The organism is Actinoplanes sp. NPDC026670 (genome assembly GCF_040638175.1).
Classification (GTDB): domain Bacteria; phylum Actinomycetota; class Actinomycetes; order Mycobacteriales; family Micromonosporaceae; genus Actinoplanes.
On sequence record NZ_JBEZXU010000028.1, the window covers coordinates 53,847 to 73,731 of the forward strand.

At 69.5% G+C, this 19,885-nt stretch carries 21 protein-coding genes; 14 read left to right on the forward strand and 7 right to left on the reverse strand.

The genetic code is table 11. The features are described 5' to 3' along the window. Positions 1 to 154 precede the first annotated feature (154 nt). Genes AB0E94_RS26290 through AB0E94_RS26300 form a run of 3 tightly spaced genes read right to left on the reverse strand, consistent with a single transcriptional unit; the run spans position 155 to position 2,209 of the window. Complete coding sequence (locus tag AB0E94_RS26290) at positions 155 to 388, reverse strand: hypothetical protein (RefSeq protein WP_360330780.1); 234 nt, start codon at positions 386 to 388, stop codon at positions 155 to 157. Next, positions 381 to 1,505, reverse strand: a complete 1,125-nt coding sequence (locus tag AB0E94_RS26295; protein WP_360330783.1) for an MFS transporter — start codon at positions 1,503 to 1,505, stop codon at positions 381 to 383. Before AB0E94_RS26295 ends, AB0E94_RS26290 begins: the two co-directional genes overlap by 8 nt. A 35-nt stretch (positions 1,506 to 1,540) precedes the next feature. After that, positions 1,541 to 2,209, reverse strand: coding sequence for a GntR family transcriptional regulator (locus AB0E94_RS26300; RefSeq protein WP_360330786.1), 669 nt, complete (start codon positions 2,207 to 2,209; stop codon positions 1,541 to 1,543). Between the two features lie 161 nt (positions 2,210 to 2,370). On the opposite strand from AB0E94_RS26300, the gene AB0E94_RS26305 reads away from it, so the two are divergent. The 14 genes from AB0E94_RS26305 (at position 2,371) to AB0E94_RS26370 (ending at position 16,605) form a co-directional block, all read left to right on the forward strand. Then, on the forward strand, positions 2,371 to 3,504 hold the full coding sequence (locus AB0E94_RS26305; RefSeq protein ID WP_360330789.1) for an extracellular solute-binding protein: 1,134 nt from the start codon (positions 2,371 to 2,373) through the stop codon (positions 3,502 to 3,504). Next, positions 3,501 to 5,228: an iron ABC transporter permease gene (locus tag AB0E94_RS26310; RefSeq protein ID WP_360330792.1), complete on the forward strand. Its 1,728-nt coding sequence runs from the start codon at positions 3,501 to 3,503 to the stop codon at positions 5,226 to 5,228. Before AB0E94_RS26305 ends, AB0E94_RS26310 begins: the two co-directional genes overlap by 4 nt. Continuing rightward, positions 5,221 to 6,327: an ABC transporter ATP-binding protein gene (locus tag AB0E94_RS26315; RefSeq protein ID WP_360330795.1), complete on the forward strand. Its 1,107-nt coding sequence runs from the start codon at positions 5,221 to 5,223 to the stop codon at positions 6,325 to 6,327. The genes AB0E94_RS26310 and AB0E94_RS26315 overlap by 8 nt, the downstream gene beginning before the upstream one ends. A gap of 17 nt (positions 6,328 to 6,344) precedes the next feature. Further along, positions 6,345 to 7,418 carry an isocitrate/isopropylmalate dehydrogenase family protein gene (locus AB0E94_RS26320; protein WP_360330797.1) on the forward strand — a complete coding sequence of 358 codons (1,074 nt, stop codon included), beginning with the start codon at positions 6,345 to 6,347 and terminating at the stop codon, positions 7,416 to 7,418. A gap of 57 nt (positions 7,419 to 7,475) precedes the next feature. Further along, positions 7,476 to 8,147: an aspartate/glutamate racemase family protein gene (locus tag AB0E94_RS26325; protein ID WP_360330800.1), complete on the forward strand. Its 672-nt coding sequence runs from the start codon at positions 7,476 to 7,478 to the stop codon at positions 8,145 to 8,147. Further along, positions 8,144 to 9,391 carry a 3-oxo-tetronate kinase gene (otnK, locus tag AB0E94_RS26330; RefSeq protein ID WP_360330803.1) on the forward strand — a complete coding sequence of 416 codons (1,248 nt, stop codon included), beginning with the start codon at positions 8,144 to 8,146 and terminating at the stop codon, positions 9,389 to 9,391. The genes AB0E94_RS26325 and otnK overlap by 4 nt, the downstream gene beginning before the upstream one ends. Next, on the forward strand, positions 9,391 to 10,011 hold the full coding sequence (gene otnC / locus AB0E94_RS26335) for a 3-oxo-tetronate 4-phosphate decarboxylase (protein WP_360330805.1): 621 nt from the start codon (positions 9,391 to 9,393) through the stop codon (positions 10,009 to 10,011). Before otnK ends, otnC begins: the two co-directional genes overlap by 1 nt. After that, positions 10,008 to 11,009 (forward strand): Ldh family oxidoreductase, encoded by a 1,002-nt coding sequence (locus AB0E94_RS26340; protein WP_360330808.1) that lies wholly within the window; start codon positions 10,008 to 10,010, stop codon positions 11,007 to 11,009. Before otnC ends, AB0E94_RS26340 begins: the two co-directional genes overlap by 4 nt. Next, the gene (locus tag AB0E94_RS26345) at positions 11,009 to 11,308 is read left to right on the forward strand and encodes a putative quinol monooxygenase (RefSeq protein WP_360330811.1); all 300 of its coding nucleotides are present in this window, start codon (positions 11,009 to 11,011) and stop codon (positions 11,306 to 11,308) included. Before AB0E94_RS26340 ends, AB0E94_RS26345 begins: the two co-directional genes overlap by 1 nt. Next, positions 11,305 to 13,851, forward strand: a complete 2,547-nt coding sequence (gene acnA / locus AB0E94_RS26350) for an aconitate hydratase AcnA (RefSeq protein ID WP_360330813.1) — start codon at positions 11,305 to 11,307, stop codon at positions 13,849 to 13,851. Before AB0E94_RS26345 ends, acnA begins: the two co-directional genes overlap by 4 nt. A gap of 155 nt (positions 13,852 to 14,006) precedes the next feature. After that, positions 14,007 to 14,249, forward strand: coding sequence for a hypothetical protein (locus AB0E94_RS26355; protein WP_360330815.1), 243 nt, complete (start codon positions 14,007 to 14,009; stop codon positions 14,247 to 14,249). 43 nt (positions 14,250 to 14,292) lie between these two features. Beyond that, positions 14,293 to 14,553, forward strand: coding sequence for a hypothetical protein (locus AB0E94_RS26360; protein WP_360330818.1), 261 nt, complete (start codon positions 14,293 to 14,295; stop codon positions 14,551 to 14,553). A gap of 114 nt (positions 14,554 to 14,667) precedes the next feature. Continuing rightward, positions 14,668 to 14,976, forward strand: a complete 309-nt coding sequence (locus AB0E94_RS26365) for a MazG-like family protein (protein WP_360330820.1) — start codon at positions 14,668 to 14,670, stop codon at positions 14,974 to 14,976. Between the two features lie 639 nt (positions 14,977 to 15,615). Next, the gene (locus tag AB0E94_RS26370; RefSeq protein WP_360330822.1) at positions 15,616 to 16,605 is read left to right on the forward strand and encodes a histone-like nucleoid-structuring protein Lsr2; all 990 of its coding nucleotides are present in this window, start codon (positions 15,616 to 15,618) and stop codon (positions 16,603 to 16,605) included. 12 nt (positions 16,606 to 16,617) lie between these two features. On the opposite strand, the gene AB0E94_RS26375 is transcribed toward AB0E94_RS26370, so the two are convergent. The 4 genes from AB0E94_RS26375 to AB0E94_RS26390 all read right to left on the reverse strand — a co-directional run bounded on the left by AB0E94_RS26375 (position 16,618) and on the right by AB0E94_RS26390 (position 19,877). Then, positions 16,618 to 16,749: a hypothetical protein gene (locus AB0E94_RS26375; protein WP_360330824.1), complete on the reverse strand. Its 132-nt coding sequence runs from the start codon at positions 16,747 to 16,749 to the stop codon at positions 16,618 to 16,620. Between the two features lie 17 nt (positions 16,750 to 16,766). Continuing rightward, on the reverse strand, positions 16,767 to 18,572 hold the full coding sequence (locus AB0E94_RS26380; protein WP_360330827.1) for a gamma-glutamyltransferase: 1,806 nt from the start codon (positions 18,570 to 18,572) through the stop codon (positions 16,767 to 16,769). Next, a complete protein-coding gene (locus AB0E94_RS26385) occupies positions 18,569 to 19,042 on the reverse strand; it encodes a VOC family protein (RefSeq protein ID WP_360330829.1) in 474 nt (157 codons plus the stop codon). Before AB0E94_RS26385 ends, AB0E94_RS26380 begins: the two co-directional genes overlap by 4 nt. A gap of 82 nt (positions 19,043 to 19,124) precedes the next feature. Further along, positions 19,125 to 19,877, reverse strand: a complete 753-nt coding sequence (locus AB0E94_RS26390; RefSeq protein ID WP_360330832.1) for a DinB family protein — start codon at positions 19,875 to 19,877, stop codon at positions 19,125 to 19,127. Positions 19,878 to 19,885: the final 8 nt, after the last annotated feature.

Genomic DNA, 19,885 nt, shown 5'->3' on the forward strand with positions numbered 1-19,885 from the left:
GGACTCGCTGACCGACGCCGCGAACGCCAAGGGCATCGTTGTCGGCCGGTCGCAGATGCGGCGGATCCTCCCGGGCCGGCGATGCCCGTCGGCAGTGCTCGGACTCGATGAGGTACCGGCCGTCTGTTGATTTTGTTGGCGGCCGGCTTTCTGGTCAGGTGGCGAGGCCCGTGGCGTGGGGGAGGACCACGACGCCGCCGTCGAGGAGGAGCACGCGGCCGTCGCTGGGTTCGCTGAGTACCGCTTTGAGCAGCGCGTTGTCCTCGAAGCAGGAGACCGTGGCGGCCGGGCCGTGGAAGACAGGGATGCTGCCGTACTGGCGGAGCTGGGTGTCGCAGGAGCCCAGGGTCTCGCCGTGCTTGTCGTACAGGTCGGCGGTGCTATTCACCGTCGGTCCTTTCGGTGGGAGGGAGGCTGCCGGCGGCGTATGCCGCTGCGGCGAGGCCAGCGGCGGTGAGTGCGAGGACGCCGGTGGCGCCGGCGCCGACGGCGAGGACACCGGCGGTGCTGGGGATGACGACCTGGCCGAGGCGGTTGCCGGTCAGGCGCAGGGACATGGCTCGTCCACGCAGGCCGGGTGGTGCAGCTTCGGCCAGGAAGGACATGGTCAAGGGCTGGCCGGCGCCGAGGCCGAGGCCGGTGATCACGATGAGGACGGCCATCAGCCACAGCGGCATCGGGATGAGCATGAGGAGCAGGCCGGCAGCGGAGATGGCGACGGTGCCGACGAGCAGATGGTGGCGGCCGACAGCGGCGGACAGCCGGCCGAGGAACAGCCGGGAGGTCATCGAGGCGAGGGCGCGCAGGGTGAGTAGGACGCCGACGGTGCCGGCTGCGATGCCGCGTTCGGTGCCGAGGGCGGGCAGGTAGACCAGGGTGATGTCGACGGCGGCGAGCACGATGCAGCTGACCAGCAGCGCGCGGGGCAGGCCGGGGCGGGCCAATAGCTCTCGGAAGCCGCCTGGTCCGGAATCGGGCCGCGCGGAGACCGCCGCGGAGGGGCGCAGGAGGACGGCGATGACCAGCAGGGGAGCGGTGATCGCGAGTGTGCCCAGAAAGATCGCGTGGGTGTCGGGGACGGTGCGGCCGCCGCCGAAGATGATGATGAGTCCGGGGCCGAGGGCCTGCCCGAGCGAGGCGGCGAAGGTGTAGTAGCCGAACGCGGTGTCGTAGCGGCCGGCGGGTGTGCGGTTGGCGACCAGCGCCTGCTGGGCGACGACGGCGCAGAGGTGGCCGATGCCGAGCAGCATGGTGGCGGCGATCAGCCCGGGCACCGTGTCGCCCCACGCGATGAACGACAGAACCGAGAGGGCCAGCAGTATCGGTCCGGTGATCAGCATGCGGCGCTCGCCGAACCGGTCGACGATCTGCCCGGCCGGGGTGGCCAGGACGAGCGGGACGACGGCGAAGCTGGCGCCGAGCATGCCGAGGTAGGCGGTGGGTACGGCGAGGTCGAGGGCCTGGTACGTGGCGGTGGGGCGCAGCACGAACGTGACGGCTTGCACCAGCACCGTGTGGGTGAGCAGTAGAGCCGTCTGGTTCAGGAGCCGGCCTCGATCCGGCCGGCGTTGAGCCGGTTGGCGGCCTTGGCGCCCAGGCTGGTGTCGATGTGCCGGCGCATCACGTCGGCGGCGCCGGCGGCGTCCCGGTTGATCACGCATTCGAGGAGCTCACGGTGCTCGGCTGCTTTGATGTCGCGTTCTTCCTGGCTGCGTTCGACCTCGAGGCCGAGTCGCCGGTAGCGGTCGGCCTTGTCCCACAACGCGTCGAGGGTGCTGATCAGGATCTCGTTGTGTGACGCGGTGTAGATGGCGGTGTGGAACCGGCGGTGGGCCACCAGGTCGACGAAGGTCGGGTTGTGCAGCAGCGGGTGCAGGCCCTCGATGGCCTCGCGCATCTCGCGGATGTCGGCGGTGCTGCGCCGCTCGGCGGCCAGTGAGGCAGCGAGCGGGTCGAGCGAGATCCGGATCTCGAGCAGGTCGCGCGCCTCTTCGCCGGTGAGCGGGGTGACGCGGGCGTCGCGGTGGGCGTCGAGCTCGACGAGGCCCTCGGATTTCAGTCGGCGTAGGGCCTCACGCAGCGGCGTGGTGCTGATCCCGATGGTGCGGGCGAGCAGGGCTTGATTGAGCACCGTGCCGGGTTCGAACTCGCCGGTCAGGATCATCTCGCGCAGCCGGCTGTAGGCGAAGTCGCTTTTTGTGGAGTACATCCACCCCTCCCAAGGTCGCTTATAACCTACACGAGGTGGTCCCACCGTGCGCAGCTGGAAAAATTCTTCGGCCGCGATGGTTGACGGCTATAGGTTATAACCTCCATGGTGGGTGGCGTTCCCCACAGCGATGTTTCCTCCGCATCAAGGAGCTGTGAACTTTGAATCGTCGACTCTTCGCCTCCGTTCTCGTCCTCACGACCGCCGCCGCCCTCACCGGATGCGGCGGCTCCGACGAGCCCACCGCACCGCCCAACCAGATCACCGAAGGCAAGGCGCCCGACTACTACCCGGCCGAATACGCCCAGCTCATCGAAGCCTCCAAGAGCGAGGGCGGCGAGCTGACCATCTACTCCAACACCGACCAGGAGAACTGGGCGCCGATCTTCCGCGACTTCCAGAAGAAGTACCCGTGGGTCACCAAGATCTCGGCGAACAACCTGGACAGCGACGAGGTCTTCCAGCGCGTGCTCAGCGAGCAGGCCACCGGCAACTCACCCGCCGACATCCTGGTCTCCAACGCCGCCCAGGCCTGGGCCGAGTACAACCAGCAGGGCAAAGGCCGGCTCATGGAGTACACCTCACCCGAGTTGAGCAAGCTGCCCGACTTCGCCACGCTCATGCCGAACGTCTACGCGATGTCGATGGACCCGATGACCATCGCCTACAACACCAGCCTGGTCCCCGAGGCCCCGACCGGACTGGCCAGCCTGGCCGCCCTGGTGGCCAAGGACCCGAAGAAGTTCCAGGACAAGATCACCACCCGCGACGTCAAGGGCGCGTTCGGGTTCACCGTGTCCCGCGCCTACACCGAGGCCGACCCGAACTCCTGGGCCAGCCTGGAGAAACTGCTCCCACTGGCCCGCCCGGAGACCTCCTCGGGCACCCAGACCGAGAAGATCCTCGCCGGCGAGTACCTGGTCGGGTTCTTCATCTCGGCCGCACCCGCCTACCCGGTGGTCAAGAACAGCGGCGGCCTGTTCCAGGTCACGTTCCTCGACGACGGCACCACGGTCCTGCCGCGCGGCATCGGCATCGCCCCGAAGGCCCCGCACGCCGCGACCGCCAAGTTGTTCACCGACTTCGTGCTCTCCACCGAGGGCCAGCGGGCAGTGGCCGAGGGCGGGCTCACCTCCTACCGCGACGACGTGCCGCGCGCCGAGGGCCTGCACACCTATCAGGAAGTAGTGGAGAAGGTGACCGAAGCCAAGATCATCCGAGCGAAGTACGAGCTCGTCCCCGACGCCGACGTCCAGCAGTTCACGACCCGCTGGAACGGCTTGCTGGCACAGTGACCACAACCCTCACACCACCGCGTTACCGGCGCCTGCTCGGCGCCGGGCGCGAGCTGTGGGTCCAGTACGCCGTACTGGCCCTGCTCGCCCTCCTCGTTCTCGCCCCTGTCGTCCCCACCCTCTACCAGTCGATCCTGGACCGCCCGCTCTACGAGGCGGGCGGGGTCCTGACCGCCAGCAACTACGTGCGGCTGTTCACCGACGCGGGTTTCGGTACGGTCATCGTCAACACCGCCCTGTTCGCGGTCGGCACCACCGTGCTCACCCTGCTGATCGCGGTGCCGATGGCGATCGCCGTGGTACGTACCCGGCTGCCCGGCGCCCGCCTGTTCGCCGCGGCCATGCAGTGGCCGTTCTTCATCTCGTCGCTGATCCTCGGCTTCGGCTGGATCACCCTCTACGGGCCGGCCGGTTTCGTCAGCACCCAGGTCCGCTCCTGGATCGGCACCGTGCCGTGGAACCTCTACTCGATCCCCGGGATGGCCGTCACCGAGGCGGTGGCGCTGGCCCCGATCGCATACGTCTTCTGCGTCAACGCCCTGCGCCAATCGGACGCCTCCCTGGAGTCCGCCGCCCAGGTCTGCGGCGCGAAACCGCTGCGGATCCTGTTCTCGGTCATCGTCCCGATGCTGCGCCCGCCGATGGTCTACAGCTCCATCCTGGTCTTCAGCATGTCGATCGAGACGCTCAGCGTCCCGCTGCTCTACGGCCAGCCGGTCGGCATCTCGGTCTTCTCCACCTTCCTCTACTCCAACGGCCTCCAGTCGATCAACCCGGACTACGGCGTGCTCGGCGCCGCCTCCGCGCTGATCCTGCTGGTCACCGTCGCCCTGGTCGCCTTACAGGCGAAACTGCTCAAAGACGCACAACGATTCGTTTCGGTACGGGGTAAGGCCACCCGCCCACGACGGCTCGACCTGGGCTGGCTCAACTGGGTCAGCATCGGGGCCATCGCCGTCTACGTGATCTTCGGGGCGCTGCTGCCGATCGGCGGCCTGATCTTCCGCTCGTTCACGCTGATCTTCACGCCGCTGCAGTCACCACTGAAGACGCTCACCACGGCCAACTACGAGCGGATCTTCACCTTCGAGGCGTACACCAACTCGATCATCAACAGCCTGATCATCGCCGCTGTCGGCGCCGTGCTGGTCAGCGCCCTGTCCGTGCTCGCCGTGCTCGTCGCCCGCCGCTCCACCTTCCGGTTCCGCCGCGCCGTGGAATACCTGGCCCTGGCCCCGCAGGCGATGCCCGGCCTGATCATCGGCATCGGCCTGTTCTGGGCCTTCGCCTACGCCCCGTTCGGCGCCGGCGCCCTCATCCAGGGCACCCTGTTCGCCCTGATCATCGGCTTCGGCCTGCGGGCCCTGCCGAGCGGCTTCGGCTCGATCGCCCCGTCGGTGATGCAACTCGGCGCCGAACTCGACAACGCCGCCCGGGTCTCCGGCGCCGACTGGCTGCGCACCTTCACCCGGATCCTCGGCAAACTGCTGGTGCCCGCGTTCGCCGGCGCCATGATCCTGACCTTCGTCACGATGCTCAAGGAGTACTCGCCGGCGATCTTCCTCGGCTCCGCCGACTCCAACATCCTCGGCACCACGATGCTCGAACTCTGGGTCCAGGGCAACACCGGCTCGGTCGCCGCACTGGCCACCATCCAGATCGCCATCACCGCCGTCTTCGTCGGCATAGCGGGGCTGCTCATGAAGGGACACCGAGATGCCTGACGTCTCCGTAAAGAAACTCTACAAGACGTTCGGCGACGTCACCGTGCTCCACGAAGTCGACTTCACCATCCGCGACGGCGAATTCTTCACCCTGCTCGGCCCCAGCGGCTGCGGCAAATCCACCACCCTCAACTGCATCGCCGGCCTGGAGAAACCCACCGGCGGCCGGATCGCCGTCGGCGACACCACCTTCGTCGACACCGACAAGAAGCTCTTCCGTACGCCGGAGGAGCGCAACCTCGGCATGGTCTTCCAGTCGTACGCCCTCTGGCCGCACATGACCGTCGCCGCCAACCTCGCCATGCCCCTGACCATCCGCAAAGCGTCGAAGAAGGACAAGGCCGAGCGGATCGCCGACGCCCTCGACAAGGTCGGCCTGGCCCACCTCGCCGACCGCTACCCGCACCAGCTCTCCGGCGGCCAGCAACAGCGCGTCGCCCTGGCCCGCGCCCTGGTCTACTCCCCGTCGGTGCTGCTGCTCGACGAACCGCTGTCCAACCTCGACGCCAAGCTGCGCGAACAGGCCCGCGCCTGGCTCAAGCGCCTGCAGGCAGAGCTCGGCATCACCACCGTCTACGTCACCCACGACCAGGACGAGGCGCTCGCCCTCTCCGACCGGATCGCGGTCATGTCCGAAGGCCGGATGCTGCAGATCGGCACCCCGAAACAGATCTACGAAACCCCGGCGGCGCCCGAGGTCGCCGCGTTCGTCGGCCGCTGCAACTTCCTGACCGGCCAGGTCGACAAGACCGACGCCGGCCGCGCCCACGTGCGCCTGGACGCCAGCGGCGACGTCGTCGAGGTCACCGGCGACGCCCAGGCCGGGCAGCGCGTGACCGTCGCCGTGCGGCCGGAGAAGCTCGAGATCGGCCCCTCCGGCACCGGTCTCAACTGCGAGGTCCTGACCAGCTCGTACGTCGGATCCCGCTACGAATACGACCTCAAACTCGGCAACCACATCGTCCAGGTCCAGTCCGCACGCGGCGACCTCACCGGCACCGTCTGCCTGCGCTTCGGCCCCGGCGACGCCCTGCTCTACCCGCAGGCCGTGGTGCCCGACGCCGAGGCCGCCGAGCTGCTCACCATCCCCTCCGCCTGAAAGCGAGAACCGCGACCATGACCAGCTACACCCTCGGCGTCCTGCACGGTGACGGCATCGGCCCGGAGATCGTCCCCGCGTCGGTCACCATCCTGGATGCGGCCGTCGACGCCGCCGGTCTGGCCCCGATCGCCTGGGTCGAGTTGCCGCTCGGCGCCTCCGCGATCGCCGCGCACGGCACGGCCGTACCGGAAGAGACTCTCTCTGCTCTTGCCGGGCTGGACGGATGGCTGCTCGGCCCGCACGACAGCGCCGCCTACCCCGAGGCGCACAAGTCGAAGCTCAACCCCAGCGGCACCATCCGCAAGCACTTCGACCTGTACGCCAACATCCGCCCCGCGAAGAGCTTCGAGCGCGGCAACGCCATCGTGGCCGGCACCGACCTGGTCATCGTGCGGGAGAACACCCAGGGCTTCTACGCCGACCGGTCCACCTACGCCGGCACCGGCGAGTTCATGCCCTCACCGGACGTCGCCATAGCCATGGGCATCATCACCCGCCCCGCGGTCGAGCGGATCGCCCGGTCGGCGTTCGAGCTGGCGATGCGCCGCGACAAGCGGGTCACCATCGTCCACAAGGCCAACGTCCTGAAGATGACCACCGGCATGTTCCGCGACGTGTGCCGCGAGGTCGCCACCGACTTCCCGGAAGTCGCCGTCAACGACTTCCACATCGACGCGATGACCGTGCACCTGGTCCGCCGCGCCAACGAGTTCGACGTCATCGTCACCGAGAACATGTTCGGCGACATCCTCTCCGACCTCGCCGGGGAGATCGCCGGATCGCTCGGCATCGCCCCATCGATCAACTCCTCCGACACCCACGCCATGGCCCAGGCCGCCCACGGCTCCGCCCCCGACATCGCCGGCCGCGACCTCGCCAACCCGATCGCCATGATCCTGTCCAGCGCCATGCTGCTGGACTGGCTGGCCGCCAAACACGACGACACGAAGCTCAGCGACGCCGCCCGCCGCGTCGAAGCCGGTGTCGAGGCCGCCGTGAGCAGCGGCATCAGCACCCGCGACCTCGGCGGCACCGCGTCGACCAGCGAGTTCACCGCAGCCGTCGTCGCGGCGATCCGCGGCGCGTGATCTCCCGGGCCGGTGGCGTCCCACCGATGCCACCGGCCCACCTCCGAAAGGACACCTGTGGCCGACAGCCATCCCCTCATCGCCCTGATCCACGCCACTCCGGCCTCGGCCGGGCCCGCACACCAGGCATTCGCGGCCGAGTTCAGCGAGGCGCGCCTCTGGAACCTGCTCGACGACCGCCTGATCAGCGAGGCCGAGGCCGCCGGTGGACTCACCGCAGCGCTTCGCTTGCGGATGCAAACCCTCATCGGGTACGCCCTGAGCGGTCACGCCGATGCCATCCTGCTCACCTGCTCGATGTACGGACCGGTCGCGTACGAACTGGCGGCCACCGCGCCGGTCCCACTGCTCGCCTCCGACCAGGCACTGTTCGACGAGGTCGGCCGTCGTGGCGTGGCCCGGGTCGCGGTCCTCGGCCCGGTCCGTACCGGCGTCGACGACACCGTCCAGCGGCTGCGATCCCATCTGGGCGCCGCCGCACCGGCCATCTCGGGATCGGTCGTCGAGGGCGCCCGCGCCGCCACCACCGCCGATGACCCGGCCGCCCTCGACAAAGCCGTCACCGAAGCGGCGCTCGGCGCGCAGGACGACGCCGACCTGATCGTTCTCGGCCAGTTCTCGATCTCACCGGCCCAGCCCGCCGCCCAGCGAGCGACCGGGATCCCGGTGCTGAGCCCGCCACACCTGGCCGCACAGACCCTGCGAGAGCATTTCGGGGCAGCGCGATGATCGGCTGCATCGCCGACGACTACACCGGCGGCACCGACGTGGCCGCCGCCCTGCGCCGCGCCGGCCTGCACACCGTCCTGCTCTTCGGCGCCCCGACCGGCGACATCGACCCGCCGCCGGGCTGCGAGGCAGTCGTCGTCGCCCTCAAGACCAGGACGATCCCCGCCGCCGACGCGGTAAGGCAGAGCCTGGACGTCCAGCAGTGGCTTCAGCAGCGAGGTGTCCGGCAGGTCTACTTCAAGTACTGCTCAACGTTCGACTCCACCGACGACGGCAACATCGGCCCGGTCACCGACGCCCTGCTCGACCGCGCCGCAGAATCGATGACCCTGATCTCCCCGGCGTCGCCGGAACACGGGCGAACCGTGTACCAGGGACATCTGTTCGTCAACGGGGTGCTGCTGTCGCAGTCGCCGATGCGCCATCACCCGCTGACGCCGATGACCGATCCCGATCTGGTCCGGGTGCTCGGCCGACAGACGAAGCACCCGGTCGGGCTACTGCCGCTGACGGTCGTGCGCGAGGGATCGTCCGCGATCGTGGCCCACCTGCGGCGGCTGCGGGCCGACGCAATCCGGCACGTCGTGGTCGACGCGACCGAGGACGCCGACCTGCTCGCCGTAGCAGCGGCAGCGGGGGAGTACCCGCTACTCACCGGAGGTGCCGGGCTCGCCGGGGCACTCGGACAGCACCTAGCCGCCGACCGCCACGACCCGGCCGTCACCCCGCGAACCCCGGTCGCGGGGCCGGGCATCGTGCTCGCGGGCAGCTGCTCGGCGGCGACACTGGAACAACTCGAGCACGCGCGGAAGGTGTTCCCCTCCTACCGGCTCGACCCCGCCTCGACACCCGACCCCACCCGGCTGCTGGAGCAGGCCACCGGCTGGCTGCGGGCGAACCTCGGCGACACCCCGGTCCTGATCTACTCGTCGGCGGCATCCGAGCAGCGCGAAGCCGCCGTCGCCGCGATGGGCCCGGACACCGCCGACATCCTGGAACGGACCCTCGGCACGCTGGCCCGCACCGCCGTCGAACTCGGCGCACGCCGGGTCGTCGTCGCAGGTGGTGAGACCTCCGGGGCGGTGGTCAACGCCCTCGGCATTCAGACCGTCGTGGTCACCGACGAGGCAGACCGGGGCGTGCCGTGGTGCCGCACGACCGGCACACCCGCACTGGACCTGCTGCTGAAATCCGGCAACTTCGGCAAGCCTGACCTGCTCGTACGATCAATGGAAGAAGTCTGATGAGTGACATCCGGCAGCAGGTCGCCGACCTCGGCGCCTCGTTCTTCACCCGCCGCCTGACGTTCGGCCGGACCGGCAACATCAGCGTCCGCGACGGCGACCGCATCCTGCTCACCCCCACCGGCGCCAGCCTCGGCGCCCTGGACCCGGCCGCCCTGTCGGTGATCGACATCAACGGCGACCACGTCGACGGGCCGAAACCGTCGAAGGAGGGGTTCCTGCACGCCGCCGTCTACCGCTCCCGGCCAGGTGCCGGCGCGGTGATCCACCTGCACAGCACCTACTCGGTCGCGGTCTCCTGCCTCGACGGCCTCGACCCGGCCGACGTGCTGCCGCCGCTGACCGCCTACTACGTGATGCGGGTCGGCCGGCTGCCGCTGCTGCCCTACCACGCGCCCGGCGACGCGACGCTGAAGGAGACCGCCGAGAAGGTCGCCGTGGACCACCACGCGTTCCTGCTGGCCAACCACGGTCCGGTCGTCGCCGGAACCGACCTGGCAGCGGCCGCGGACGCGATCGAGGAACTCGAGGAGACGGCCCGGCTGTTCCTGCTGCTCGACGGCCGCGCGACCAGGCCACTGACACCGGCGCAGGCCGGCGCACTGGGAGGAACACGATGACCGACCTGATCACGCTGGGCACCCGGATCCTGCAATCGGTCGGCGTGCCCGAGGACGACGCCCGGCTGGTCAGCGACAGCCTCGTCACCGCCGACATCTGGGGCCACCCGTCGCACGGCATGCTGCGGCTGCCCTGGTACGTCGACCGCATCCGCTCCGGGGTGATGAACCCGGTGACCGAGCCGCTGACCGTGACCGACGGCGGCGCCACCGCCGTGATCGACGGCCGCGACGGCATCGGCCAGGTCATCACCCGGCACGCCTGCCTCGACGCTGTCGCTCGCGCCCACCAGCACGGGGTGGCCGCGGTCGCGGTCCGTAACAGCAACCACTTCGGCACCGCCGCCTACTGGACCCGGATCATGGCCGACAACGGGTGCATCGGCATCCTGACCACCAACGGCAGCCCGGCGATGGCCCCGACCGGCGGCCGCCAGAAGAGCATCGGCGCGAACCCGTGGTCGATCGCCGCACCCCGCACCAGCGGGCACGTCGTGCTGGACATCGCCAACACCAGCGTGGCCCGCGGCAAGATCTACGCGGCCCGGGAGCGCGGCGAGCCGATCCCCGAGGGCTGGGCCGTCGACGCCGAGGGGGTCCCGACGACCGACCCGCAGGCAGCGATCGACGGCGTCCTCGCCCCGATGTCCGGGCACAAGGGCTACGCGATCTCGTTCATGATGGACGTGCTGTCCGGAGTGCTGACCGGCAGCTCGTACGCCACCGGCGTGGTCGGACCGTACGTTCCCGATCAGCGCAGCGGCTGCGGGCATCTGGTCATCGCGTTGCGGGTCGGGGCGTTCCTGGAGCCGACGGAGTTCGGCCGGCGCCTCGACGACCTGATCGACGTCACCAAACGGGCGCCGCTCGCCCGCGACGCGGCCGAGATCTTCTACCCCGGTGAGATCGAGAACCGCCGCGACGGGCTCACCCTGGCCCCGAAGACCCTGGACGATCTGCGGGCGCTCGCCGACGAGTGCGGCGTGGACCTCGGCTGATGTTCACCGTGATCGTCACCATCGACGTGCGGCCGGACCGGATCGGGGAGTTCCTCGACGGGATAGCCGCCAACGCGCGAGCCTCACTGCGCGACGAGCCCGGCTGCCTGCGCTTCGACGTGCACCGCCTCAACGAGGACCCGAACCGGTTCCTGCTGCACGAGATCTACACCGACGAGCAGGCCTTCTACGAAGCCCACCGGGCGGCGCCGCACTACGCCGACTGGCTCGGCGTCGTCGACCGGTGCGTGCTCAGCAAGTCCAACCTGTACGCGACCCCGATCCAGGAGCGCCAGTGACCTCCGACCTGCGCGTGGGCGACGCGTCGTACCGCATCCACCCCATCGGCGACCTGGCCCCCGACACACTGCCCTACAGCCTGCGGATCCTGCTGGAGAACCTGCTCCGGCACAGCCACCACGACCAGGTCCCGGCGCTGCTGGCCTGGGACGGCACCCCGCCCGCGACGGCGGTGGACCTGCACCCGAGCCGGGCGTTCCTGCACGACACCAACGGGGTGCCCACCCTCGTCGACCTGGCCGCGATGCGCGACGCGATCCAGGCCCTCGGCGGCGACCCGGGCCGGGTCAACCCGATGATCCCGGCCGAGCTCGTCATCGACCACTCGGTGATCGCCGACGTGTTCGGCACCGCAGGGGCACGCGACCGCAACGTCGAGATCGAGTACGGCCGCAACGCCGAGCGCTACCGGTTCCTGCGCTGGGGACAACAGAACCTGCGCGACTTCGCGGTCGTGCCACCCGGCACCGGGATCATGCACCAGGTCAACATCGAGTACCTGGCCCGGGTCGTCACCGCCGAGAACGGGTGGGCGTTCCCGGACGTCTGCCTCGGCACCGACTCGCACACCACGATGGTCAACGGGCTCGGTGTGCTGGGCTGGGGGATCGGCGGGATCGAGGCCGAGGCGGTGATGCTCGGCCAGTCGCTGTCGATCCCGGTGCCCGAGGTGGTCGGGGTCCGGCTGCACGGGCGGCTGCCCTCCGGCGCGACCGCCACCGACCTGGTGCTGACCATCACCGAGCTGCTGCGCGGGCACGGGGTGGTCGGCAAGTTCGTCGAGTTCTCCGGGGCGGGCGTCACCGGGATCACCCTCGCCGACCGGGCCACGATCGCGAACATGAGCCCCGAGTTCGGGTCGACGTGCGCATACTTCCCGGTCGACGAGGAGACCCTGCGATATCTGCGGTTCACCGGGCGGCACCCGTCGCACGTCGCCCTGGTCGAGGCGTACGCCAAGGCGCAGGGGCTGTGGCACGATCCGGCGCGCGAGGTCTCGTACAGTCACGTCGTCGATCTTGATCTTGGGGTGGTCGAACCGTCACTCGCCGGGCCACGCCGCCCACAGGACCGCGTCCCGCTCGGCCGTGCCAAGCAGTCCTTCCGCGAGGCGACCCGCGACCTGAAGCCGGTGAACTCACTGATCGAACACGGTCACGTCGCGATCGCGGCGATCACCTCCTGCACCAACACGTCGAATCCGGCGGTGATGGTCGCGGCCGGGCTGCTCGCCCGCAACGCGGTGGCCCGGGGGTTGCGCACCAAACCGTGGGTCAAGACCACGCTGTCGCCCGGCTCACGGGTGGTGACCGGCTACTACGACAAGGCGGGACTCACCGCGCCGCTTGAGGCGCTCGGCTTCCACCTGGCCGGCTACGGCTGTATGACCTGCATCGGCGCCTCCGGACCGCTCGTTCCCGCCGTCACCGAAGCGGTCCGCGAGCACGACGTCAGCGTGGTCTCGGTGCTGTCCGGCAACCGCAACTTCGACGGGCGCATCAACCCCGACGTGCGCATGAACTACCTCGCCTCGCCACCGCTGGTCGTCGCCTACGCCATCGCCGGCACCATGGACATCGACCTCAACACCGAGCCACTCGGCACCGGAGCCGACGGCGAGCCGGTCCACCTGCGCGACATCTGGCCCACCCCCCAGCAGGTCCAGGACGTCGTCGACGCCTGCGTCACCCCGAAAATGTTCACCGACGTCTACGCCGACGTGTTCACCGGCGACCACCGATGGCAGAGCCTGGACACCCCCGAGGGAGCCACGTTCACCTGGGACGAGACGTCGACCTACCTGCGCCGGCCACCCTACTTCGACGACATCACGGCCGGACCGGACGGTCCGCGTGACATCCGCGCCGCCCGGGTGCTGGTCCGGCTCGGCGACTCGATCACCACCGACCACATCTGCCCGGCCGGTGCGATCCCGCTGCACACCCCGGCCGGCCGCTATCTCACCGACCTCGGTGTCGCCCCGTTCGAAATCAACACCTACGCCTCCCGGCGCGGCAACCACGAAGTCATGATGCGCGGCACCTTCGCCAACGTGCGGCTGCGCAACCACCTGGTGCCGGGTGTCGAGGGCGGGTTCACCCGGCTCGCCGGCAGTGACAAGGTCATTCCGGTCTACGACGCGGCGATGGCGTACCGGCAGACCGCGACCCCGCTCATCGTGCTCGCCGGCCGCGACTACGGCAGCGGATCCTCCCGGGACTGGGCGGCGAAAGGGCCCGCGCTGCTCGGCGTGCGGGCGGTCATCGCCGAGTCCTACGAACGCATCCACCGCTCGAACCTGGTTGGCATGGGCATCCTGCCGCTGCAATTCCTGCCGGGCGAGTCGGCCGGGACCCTGGGCCTGACCGGCGAGGAGCGATACGACATCGCCGGCCTGGGCTCTGGCCCGACCGTCACGGTCACCGCGGGCACGATCACCTTCACCACGACAGTCCGACTGGACACCGACCGGGAGGTCGACTACTACCGCCACGGCGGGATCCTGCCGTACGTACTCCGGTTACTACTCGCAAACCAGTAGAACCGACCGGGCGAGGGGTGGGATGCCAAGCGGCTTCCGGTTCGCCCATCTCCCGGTCAACACGGCGATCGGCATGCTGATGGCGACGGCGCCGCGTCGATCGCAGGTACCAGCGGCTGGCGAGTTCCTCCAATGTCTCTGACGAGACGCACCTGATGGCCACCGGCGACAAGGCCGTCGCCTTCGCCTCGAACATCCGACGGGCCGAGCAGGCCGGAGACGCGCCCGCCTACTTCGCCGCCAAGACTGCCCTGGTCGGTCTGCTGGACTACTTCCGCCGCTATCAGCCGGCCGGCCTCGGCCTGCTGCCAGTGTCGCTGACCGACGAATACGGCCGCCTGAACACTCGTCGAGGCGGGCGCGAATGGTGGCCGTTATGTCATCTATTGGGTCACTGATGCGGCTGGGACCGTTCCCCGGATCAGGAGAGTCGCCGACCCGATGCGGATGATCAAGGAAGGCAAAGCCCTGTGCCGCGGACACACACGGCTCACCCTCCAGCACCTTAACAACCTCGTCAGACGCGTCGTAGCCCGCAACGGCGTCTTCGTCCACGTCACCGCGCCCGCGGCCGAGATCAGGAGACGCCTCTCCGCCCGCGGCGAACAGCAACTTCCCGACCTCGAGGAGATAGCGCTGATCTGTGACCGCTACGACGAACTGTTCCGAGCCATACGGGCGCCATGGCAGAAGTCCTCCTGATCACCACGGATCACCCAGACGAGGACGCATGACACGCCGACAGCGGGTTACCCTCGACGCCCAGGCTCGATAAGCTGCCCCGGTTTGCAAACCGTTGACACCCGGAGGCACACCTTGGAGATCAGGTCCGCCCAAAAGCTGACCTGGGAAAACAAGCTGGCCAAAGGATTCAACACCAGCGAAGTACCCCTGGAGTTCTGTCTCCTGCAAGGCGAGGTGGCCGAAGCCTTCGACGCTTGGCGCCGCACCCGCGACAACCTCGGCGAAGAACTCGCCGACATCGCCATCTACGTCATGTCACTGGCTGAAATGACTGGCGTTGACCTGCAGTCGGCGGTTGAGCAAAAGCTCATCAAGAACGCCAAGCGCACGTACATCAAGGACGAGACCTCCGGAACCCTCGTCAAGGTCGATCCCGCGTAGCCGCTGAACACAGCCCATTCCGTAGGCGGGTAGGCCGACCGGAACCGACCTACCAGAACCCCTACCGGTCCGCGAGGCTCAGGAGGCCATCGGCCGGGCTTTGCCCGGAGCCGGGCCTACGCGGTCGGACTACTTCAGCCCGGCGCACTTCGCCGGCACCGCGGCCAGGTGCTACCGCGACCTGCCGTTACACCGTGAGGCTCTGACCCATGGCCCAGCCGCCCTGTGCGTGCCGGCCGACAGCACCCGCACCCACGCCTTGTTACCCGCGGACGGGTTCTCGATACGAGTGGGCGCACGATAAGCGCCGGAATTCGGCGGCTGACGGATGCGACGCTGGCCGCGGTGCGGATGTGGCCGCAGGTGTATCTCGCGCACGGGGACGGCACGCTCTCGTTGACCGATCTGATGTCCGGCGCCGACATCGTTTCGGCGACGGCTCTTCCGAGCCCGCCGATCAGCCTGGACACCACTGCGAATGGAGATCTCCTGGTTGGTTATGGCAGCGATGTCGCCCAGCTCAGTCCGCCGGTGTTGAGGTGTACTCGCAGCGGAGCCGCCTGCATCGAGTGCGGCGTGTTCGAGTGCCGGGATGGCGGTGTTCCGAGCGACCTGGGTGAAACTGGTGGGGTGCAGCTGGTGATCGTGCGAAACCCGGATCCGGACTCCCGGCTGCCCTACCTGCTGAAAGTGCCGTTGGGTGCCGGGCTGGTGTTCCGGACGGCGGGGACGTGGCCGCGGACCACCGCGTTGTACTGCCACCCGGTGTCCGACGGCGAGTGGCCGGCCGAGCCGGAGATCGTGGAACAGGTGCCGGTGCGTTCGTGTGTGCGCCGGGGCGCGGCCATCGACCTGGTGCTGGACCGGGCCCGGGAGAACCGGTCGCAGCTGGTGTTCACCACCGCCCGGGGCAGGGAGGCGGTGTTCTGGCAATCGGCGCGTACCCGTAAGCAGGCGAGACCGAATGTACGGACACCGACCGCGCGGGCGGCCGGCATCGCCGAGCTGGAGATCGCGGTCGACTCCCACGAGCAGTACCCGTACCGGTTCGCCGGTCAGCAGGTCCGCACGGTGCGCCGGGCTCTGCCGTGCGGTGACTATGGCCTGATCAGCGACGGACGGCTGGTCGCGGCGGTCGAACGCAAATCGATGGCGGACCTGGTGTCCAGTCTGACCAGCGGCAAGCTGCGCTACGCACTGGCCGATCTGGCCGCCCTACCGCGGGCCGCCCTGGTGGTCGAGGACCGGTACTCCCAGGTCTTCACGCTGCAGCGGGTCCGTCCTGCCACGGTCGCGGACGGGCTGGCGGAGCTGCAGGTACGTTGGCCGACGGTGCCGATCGTGTATGCCGAGACCCGCCCGCTCGCCGAGGAATGGACCTACCGCTACCTGGCCGCCGCACACACCTGGGCCGCCGACGAGGACGCCGCGATCACCCGGATCGGCCCGCAGATCACCGACCTCGACCGCGCCCCGGCCGCACCCGGCCCGTCCACGGCCGAGATCCGCGCCTGGGCCCGCGCCCACGGCCACGTCGTCCCCGACCGGGGACGGCTACGCCCCGAGATCATCGACGCCTGGCATGCCGCCCACCCGTCAGCCCCAGCACGGATGCCACCACCAACGTAGTGATCGTCTCACCTACGCCTCACCGGTCCGGACGGAACCGATCAGGCCATCGGCCGCGCCGGAGCCCCAGGGCAGGGACAGCCCGGCAGTGGCGGCGCCGACCTGCTCGACCTTGTCGGGGCAGGACAGTGGTGCCCCGGCCACGACGCCCCGCTGGCGGGTCAGCGGACCATGGCGTACGCCTGGCGTCCTCGGGATCCGGCGGCGGCGAGCCGGAATCCGGTCGTGGGGTCGACGCCGACGGCGCAGACCTTTCCCAGGGTGGACTCCGGCACCACATCCAGGACGTGTCCTCGCCGCCGCAGGGCGGCCAGGACCTCGGGGCCGAACGAGCGTTCCACCACCACGGTGTTGGGCCGTGCGGTTCGTGGCGCGAACGACACCGGGAAATGGTCGATGTGGAAGGTCGGGGTCTCGGTCGCCGCCTGAAGGTCGAGGCCGAACTGCGTGGCCGCGAGGAACGTCTGCAGCGTCCACTGGTCCTGCTGGTCGCCGCCGGGAGTGCCGAAGGCCAGCAACGGCCGGCCGTCACGCAGCACGATCGTCGGGCTCAGCGTCGTGCGGGGACGCTTGCCCGGCGCGAGGGAGTTCGGGTGCCCTGCGGTCAGCAAAGCCGTCTGGCCGCGGGTGCCGAGCGCGAATCCCAGGCCGGGGATGATCGGTGAACTCTTCAGCCAGCCGCCGCTGGGAACGGCGACCGCCATGTTGCCTTCGCTGTCCACCACCGCGACGGTGCAGGTGTTGCCGGCGCCGGCCCGGTTGACGATCGGGCTGACCGTGGGCAGTCCGCTGCGGAGGTTCGTCATCCACGAAGGTTCGTCGGCTGTGGCCGGCTCCGGCTGCGCCCACGGGATCCACGACGATCGGCCGCCGGGCCGGCCCGGCTGGGGATCCAACGCCGCATCCGCGGTGATCAGCGCACGGCGCTGCGCCGTGTACTCCGGCGCCAGCAGAGCATCCAGGGGTGTGTCGACGTGCCTCGGGTCGCCATACCAGCCCTCGCGGTCAGCGAACGCGAGTTTCGCCGCTTCCACCCGCAGGTGCAGGTAGTCGACGCTGTCCAGGCCCATCTCCGGCAGGTCGTGTCCCTGCAGCAGCGCCAGCTGTTGCAGGAACGCCGGGCCCTGCGTCCACGGTCCCGGCTTGAACACCGAAAGACCGTGATAGTTCAGCTCGTACGGCTGCTCGACCTCCGGCTGCCAGCCCGCGAGGTCGTCGGCGGACAGCAGGCCGTGGTGCCGCCGGCCGGTGGAGTCGAAAACCTTGGTGGTACGCAGGAAGTCGTCGATCGTCTCGGCAACGAAACCCTGGTAGAACGCGGAGTGCGCGGCCTCGATCTGTTTCTCCCGATCACCCGGGACGGCCTGAGCCTCCCGTACGATCCGTTCGAGGGTGGCGGCCAGCTCGTGGTTGTGCATCCTGGATCCGGCTGCGGGCACCTGACCGCCGGGCAGGTAGACGTGCGCCGAATCGGGCCACTCCTGCCGGAACAGCGGCGCCATCGCAGCGATCGTCTGGGCTGCGCTGGGCAACAGCGGATAGCCGCGCGACGCGTACCCGATCGCCGGTTCCAGCACCGAGGCCAAGGGCATGGTGCCGAACTCGGCGAGCAGCCGCAGCCAGGCCCCGAACGCGCCGGGCACGGACGCCGGCAGTACGCCGGCGGCCGGGATGTGCTCGAGCCCGAGGCCGGCGAACGCGGCGATGCTCGCGGCCCGCGGCATCGGGCCCTGGCCGCAGATGATCCGGACCGTGCCGGTGGACCGGGAATAGACGGCGATCGTGACGTCACCACCCGGCCCGTTCGAGTGCGGCTCCACCACCTGCAGGGCGAAACCGGCCGCGGCCGCCGCGTCGAACGCGTTGCCGCCACGGTCGAGGATCGCTGTGCCGACGCCGGCGGCGAGCCAGTGTGTCGACGCGACGCCCGCCGAGGGGCCACTCAACGCGGGCCGCAGTTCGGTCACGACGGGTCGCCCGGCAGGTAGGTGAACTCGAACTCGAGCCCGTTGACCTCGTACGCATAAAAGCTCTGAATGCCGTCGTCGTCGACCACGATGTCGGTCGGAAGCTCGTCGACCGCAAACGTGAACCGGCCGGACTTGTACAGGTCGATCCAGCGTTGCCGGGTCGCGATCAGCTCGTCGGGGTCCTGCACGCGGAAGCAGAAGTGCTGGAACTGCACGGCGCTCAGCGTCGGATCAGCCGCCTGACCGGGCCGTTCGAACAGGTGGATGCGGATGTCACCGACCACCATCTCGGTCAGCGTGCGGATACCCGGCAGCCGGCTGCGGGTCAGTTCGGAGAACCTGTCGAGAACCCACGCCTGCTCGCAGCCGAGGAACTCGGAGTACCAGCGGACGCTGTTGTCGAGGTCGTTTGTCTGCACTCCCACGTGATGGAAGTGCGGGGCGAGGGCCGATCGTGACGCTGACATGATTGATCACTCCGGACGCTGATGCGGCGACGGGTTCTCGGTTCATCGTCACCCGGGCACGCCGTCCGGAGGCTTCCCCGCTTTAGGGGACAGCGCCGATCGCGTCGAGGTCCCGTACGGCGTAGCGGTGGTGTTCCCACTCCTCCTCGAGGATCGTGTGCAGACAGGCGAGGGTGGTCTGCTCGTTCGCCGGACTCCACGGGTCGGTGTGGGACTCGCCCAGCGTGTCGGGGGTGACGGTGGCGAGGAAGTCCCGCACCATCGCGACCCGGCCGGCCCGGGCCTGCAGCACCTCGGCGTACGCCGGGGTGGTCGTGACGAAGACCGACGTGTCCAGGCCGTCCTCGCCGGCACCGCGATGCGGCAGCCCGAGCGGGTGGAACGGCTGATCGAGGTCCAGCACGGTCCGGCTCAGCCAGACGTCGGTGGCGAGGACCAGGTGGCGCAGCGTCTGCGCGAACGTCCACTCGCCGTCCACCGACACGTCGACCGTGCCGGCCGGCATGGCGTCGACCCGGGCCAGGGTGCCGGCCCAGGTGTGCTCCAGCGACGCCCAGGCCGTACGCAAACCGTCCGGATCGGTGGCGCGCCGGTCGGCGCGGCCGGGGAAACGGCGGTTGAGTTCGGCCTCCACCAGCGGGACCACGTCGACGCCGTTGACGCTCAGCGAGCCACCCTCGAACAGCCACGGCGACTCGATCTCCATCCCGGAGACGTCGACACCGCGCAGCACGGCGCGGGACAGGTCGGCGCCGATGAACCGGGCCCCGGCCAGGTCGGTGCCGGCGAACCGGGCGCCGGCCACGCCGGTGTCGTCGGACTCGGTGGCTGCCATACGGGTGC

Excerpts from the sequence above, each read along its gene's own strand:
- AB0E94_RS26315 (WP_360330795.1), top strand. The coding sequence starts at position 5,221 with ATGCCTGACGTCTCCGTAAAGAAACTCTACAAGACGTTCGGCGACGTC.
- AB0E94_RS26390 (WP_360330832.1), bottom strand. The coding sequence starts at position 19,877 with ATGGCAGCCACCGAGTCCGACGACACCGGCGTGGCCGGCGCCCGGTTC.
- otnC (WP_360330805.1), top strand. The coding sequence starts at position 9,391 with ATGAGTGACATCCGGCAGCAGGTCGCCGACCTCGGCGCCTCGTTCTTC.
- AB0E94_RS26385 (WP_360330829.1), bottom strand. The coding sequence starts at position 19,042 with ATGTCAGCGTCACGATCGGCCCTCGCCCCGCACTTCCATCACGTGGGA.
- AB0E94_RS26355 (WP_360330815.1), top strand. The coding sequence starts at position 14,007 with ATGGCCACCGGCGACAAGGCCGTCGCCTTCGCCTCGAACATCCGACGG.
- AB0E94_RS26360 (WP_360330818.1), top strand. The coding sequence starts at position 14,293 with ATGCGGATGATCAAGGAAGGCAAAGCCCTGTGCCGCGGACACACACGG.
- AB0E94_RS26345 (WP_360330811.1), top strand. The coding sequence starts at position 11,009 with ATGTTCACCGTGATCGTCACCATCGACGTGCGGCCGGACCGGATCGGG.
- otnK (WP_360330803.1), top strand. The coding sequence starts at position 8,144 with ATGATCGGCTGCATCGCCGACGACTACACCGGCGGCACCGACGTGGCC.
- AB0E94_RS26300 (WP_360330786.1), bottom strand. The coding sequence starts at position 2,209 with ATGTACTCCACAAAAAGCGACTTCGCCTACAGCCGGCTGCGCGAGATG.
- AB0E94_RS26320 (WP_360330797.1), top strand. The coding sequence starts at position 6,345 with ATGACCAGCTACACCCTCGGCGTCCTGCACGGTGACGGCATCGGCCCG.
- AB0E94_RS26340 (WP_360330808.1), top strand. The coding sequence starts at position 10,008 with ATGACCGACCTGATCACGCTGGGCACCCGGATCCTGCAATCGGTCGGC.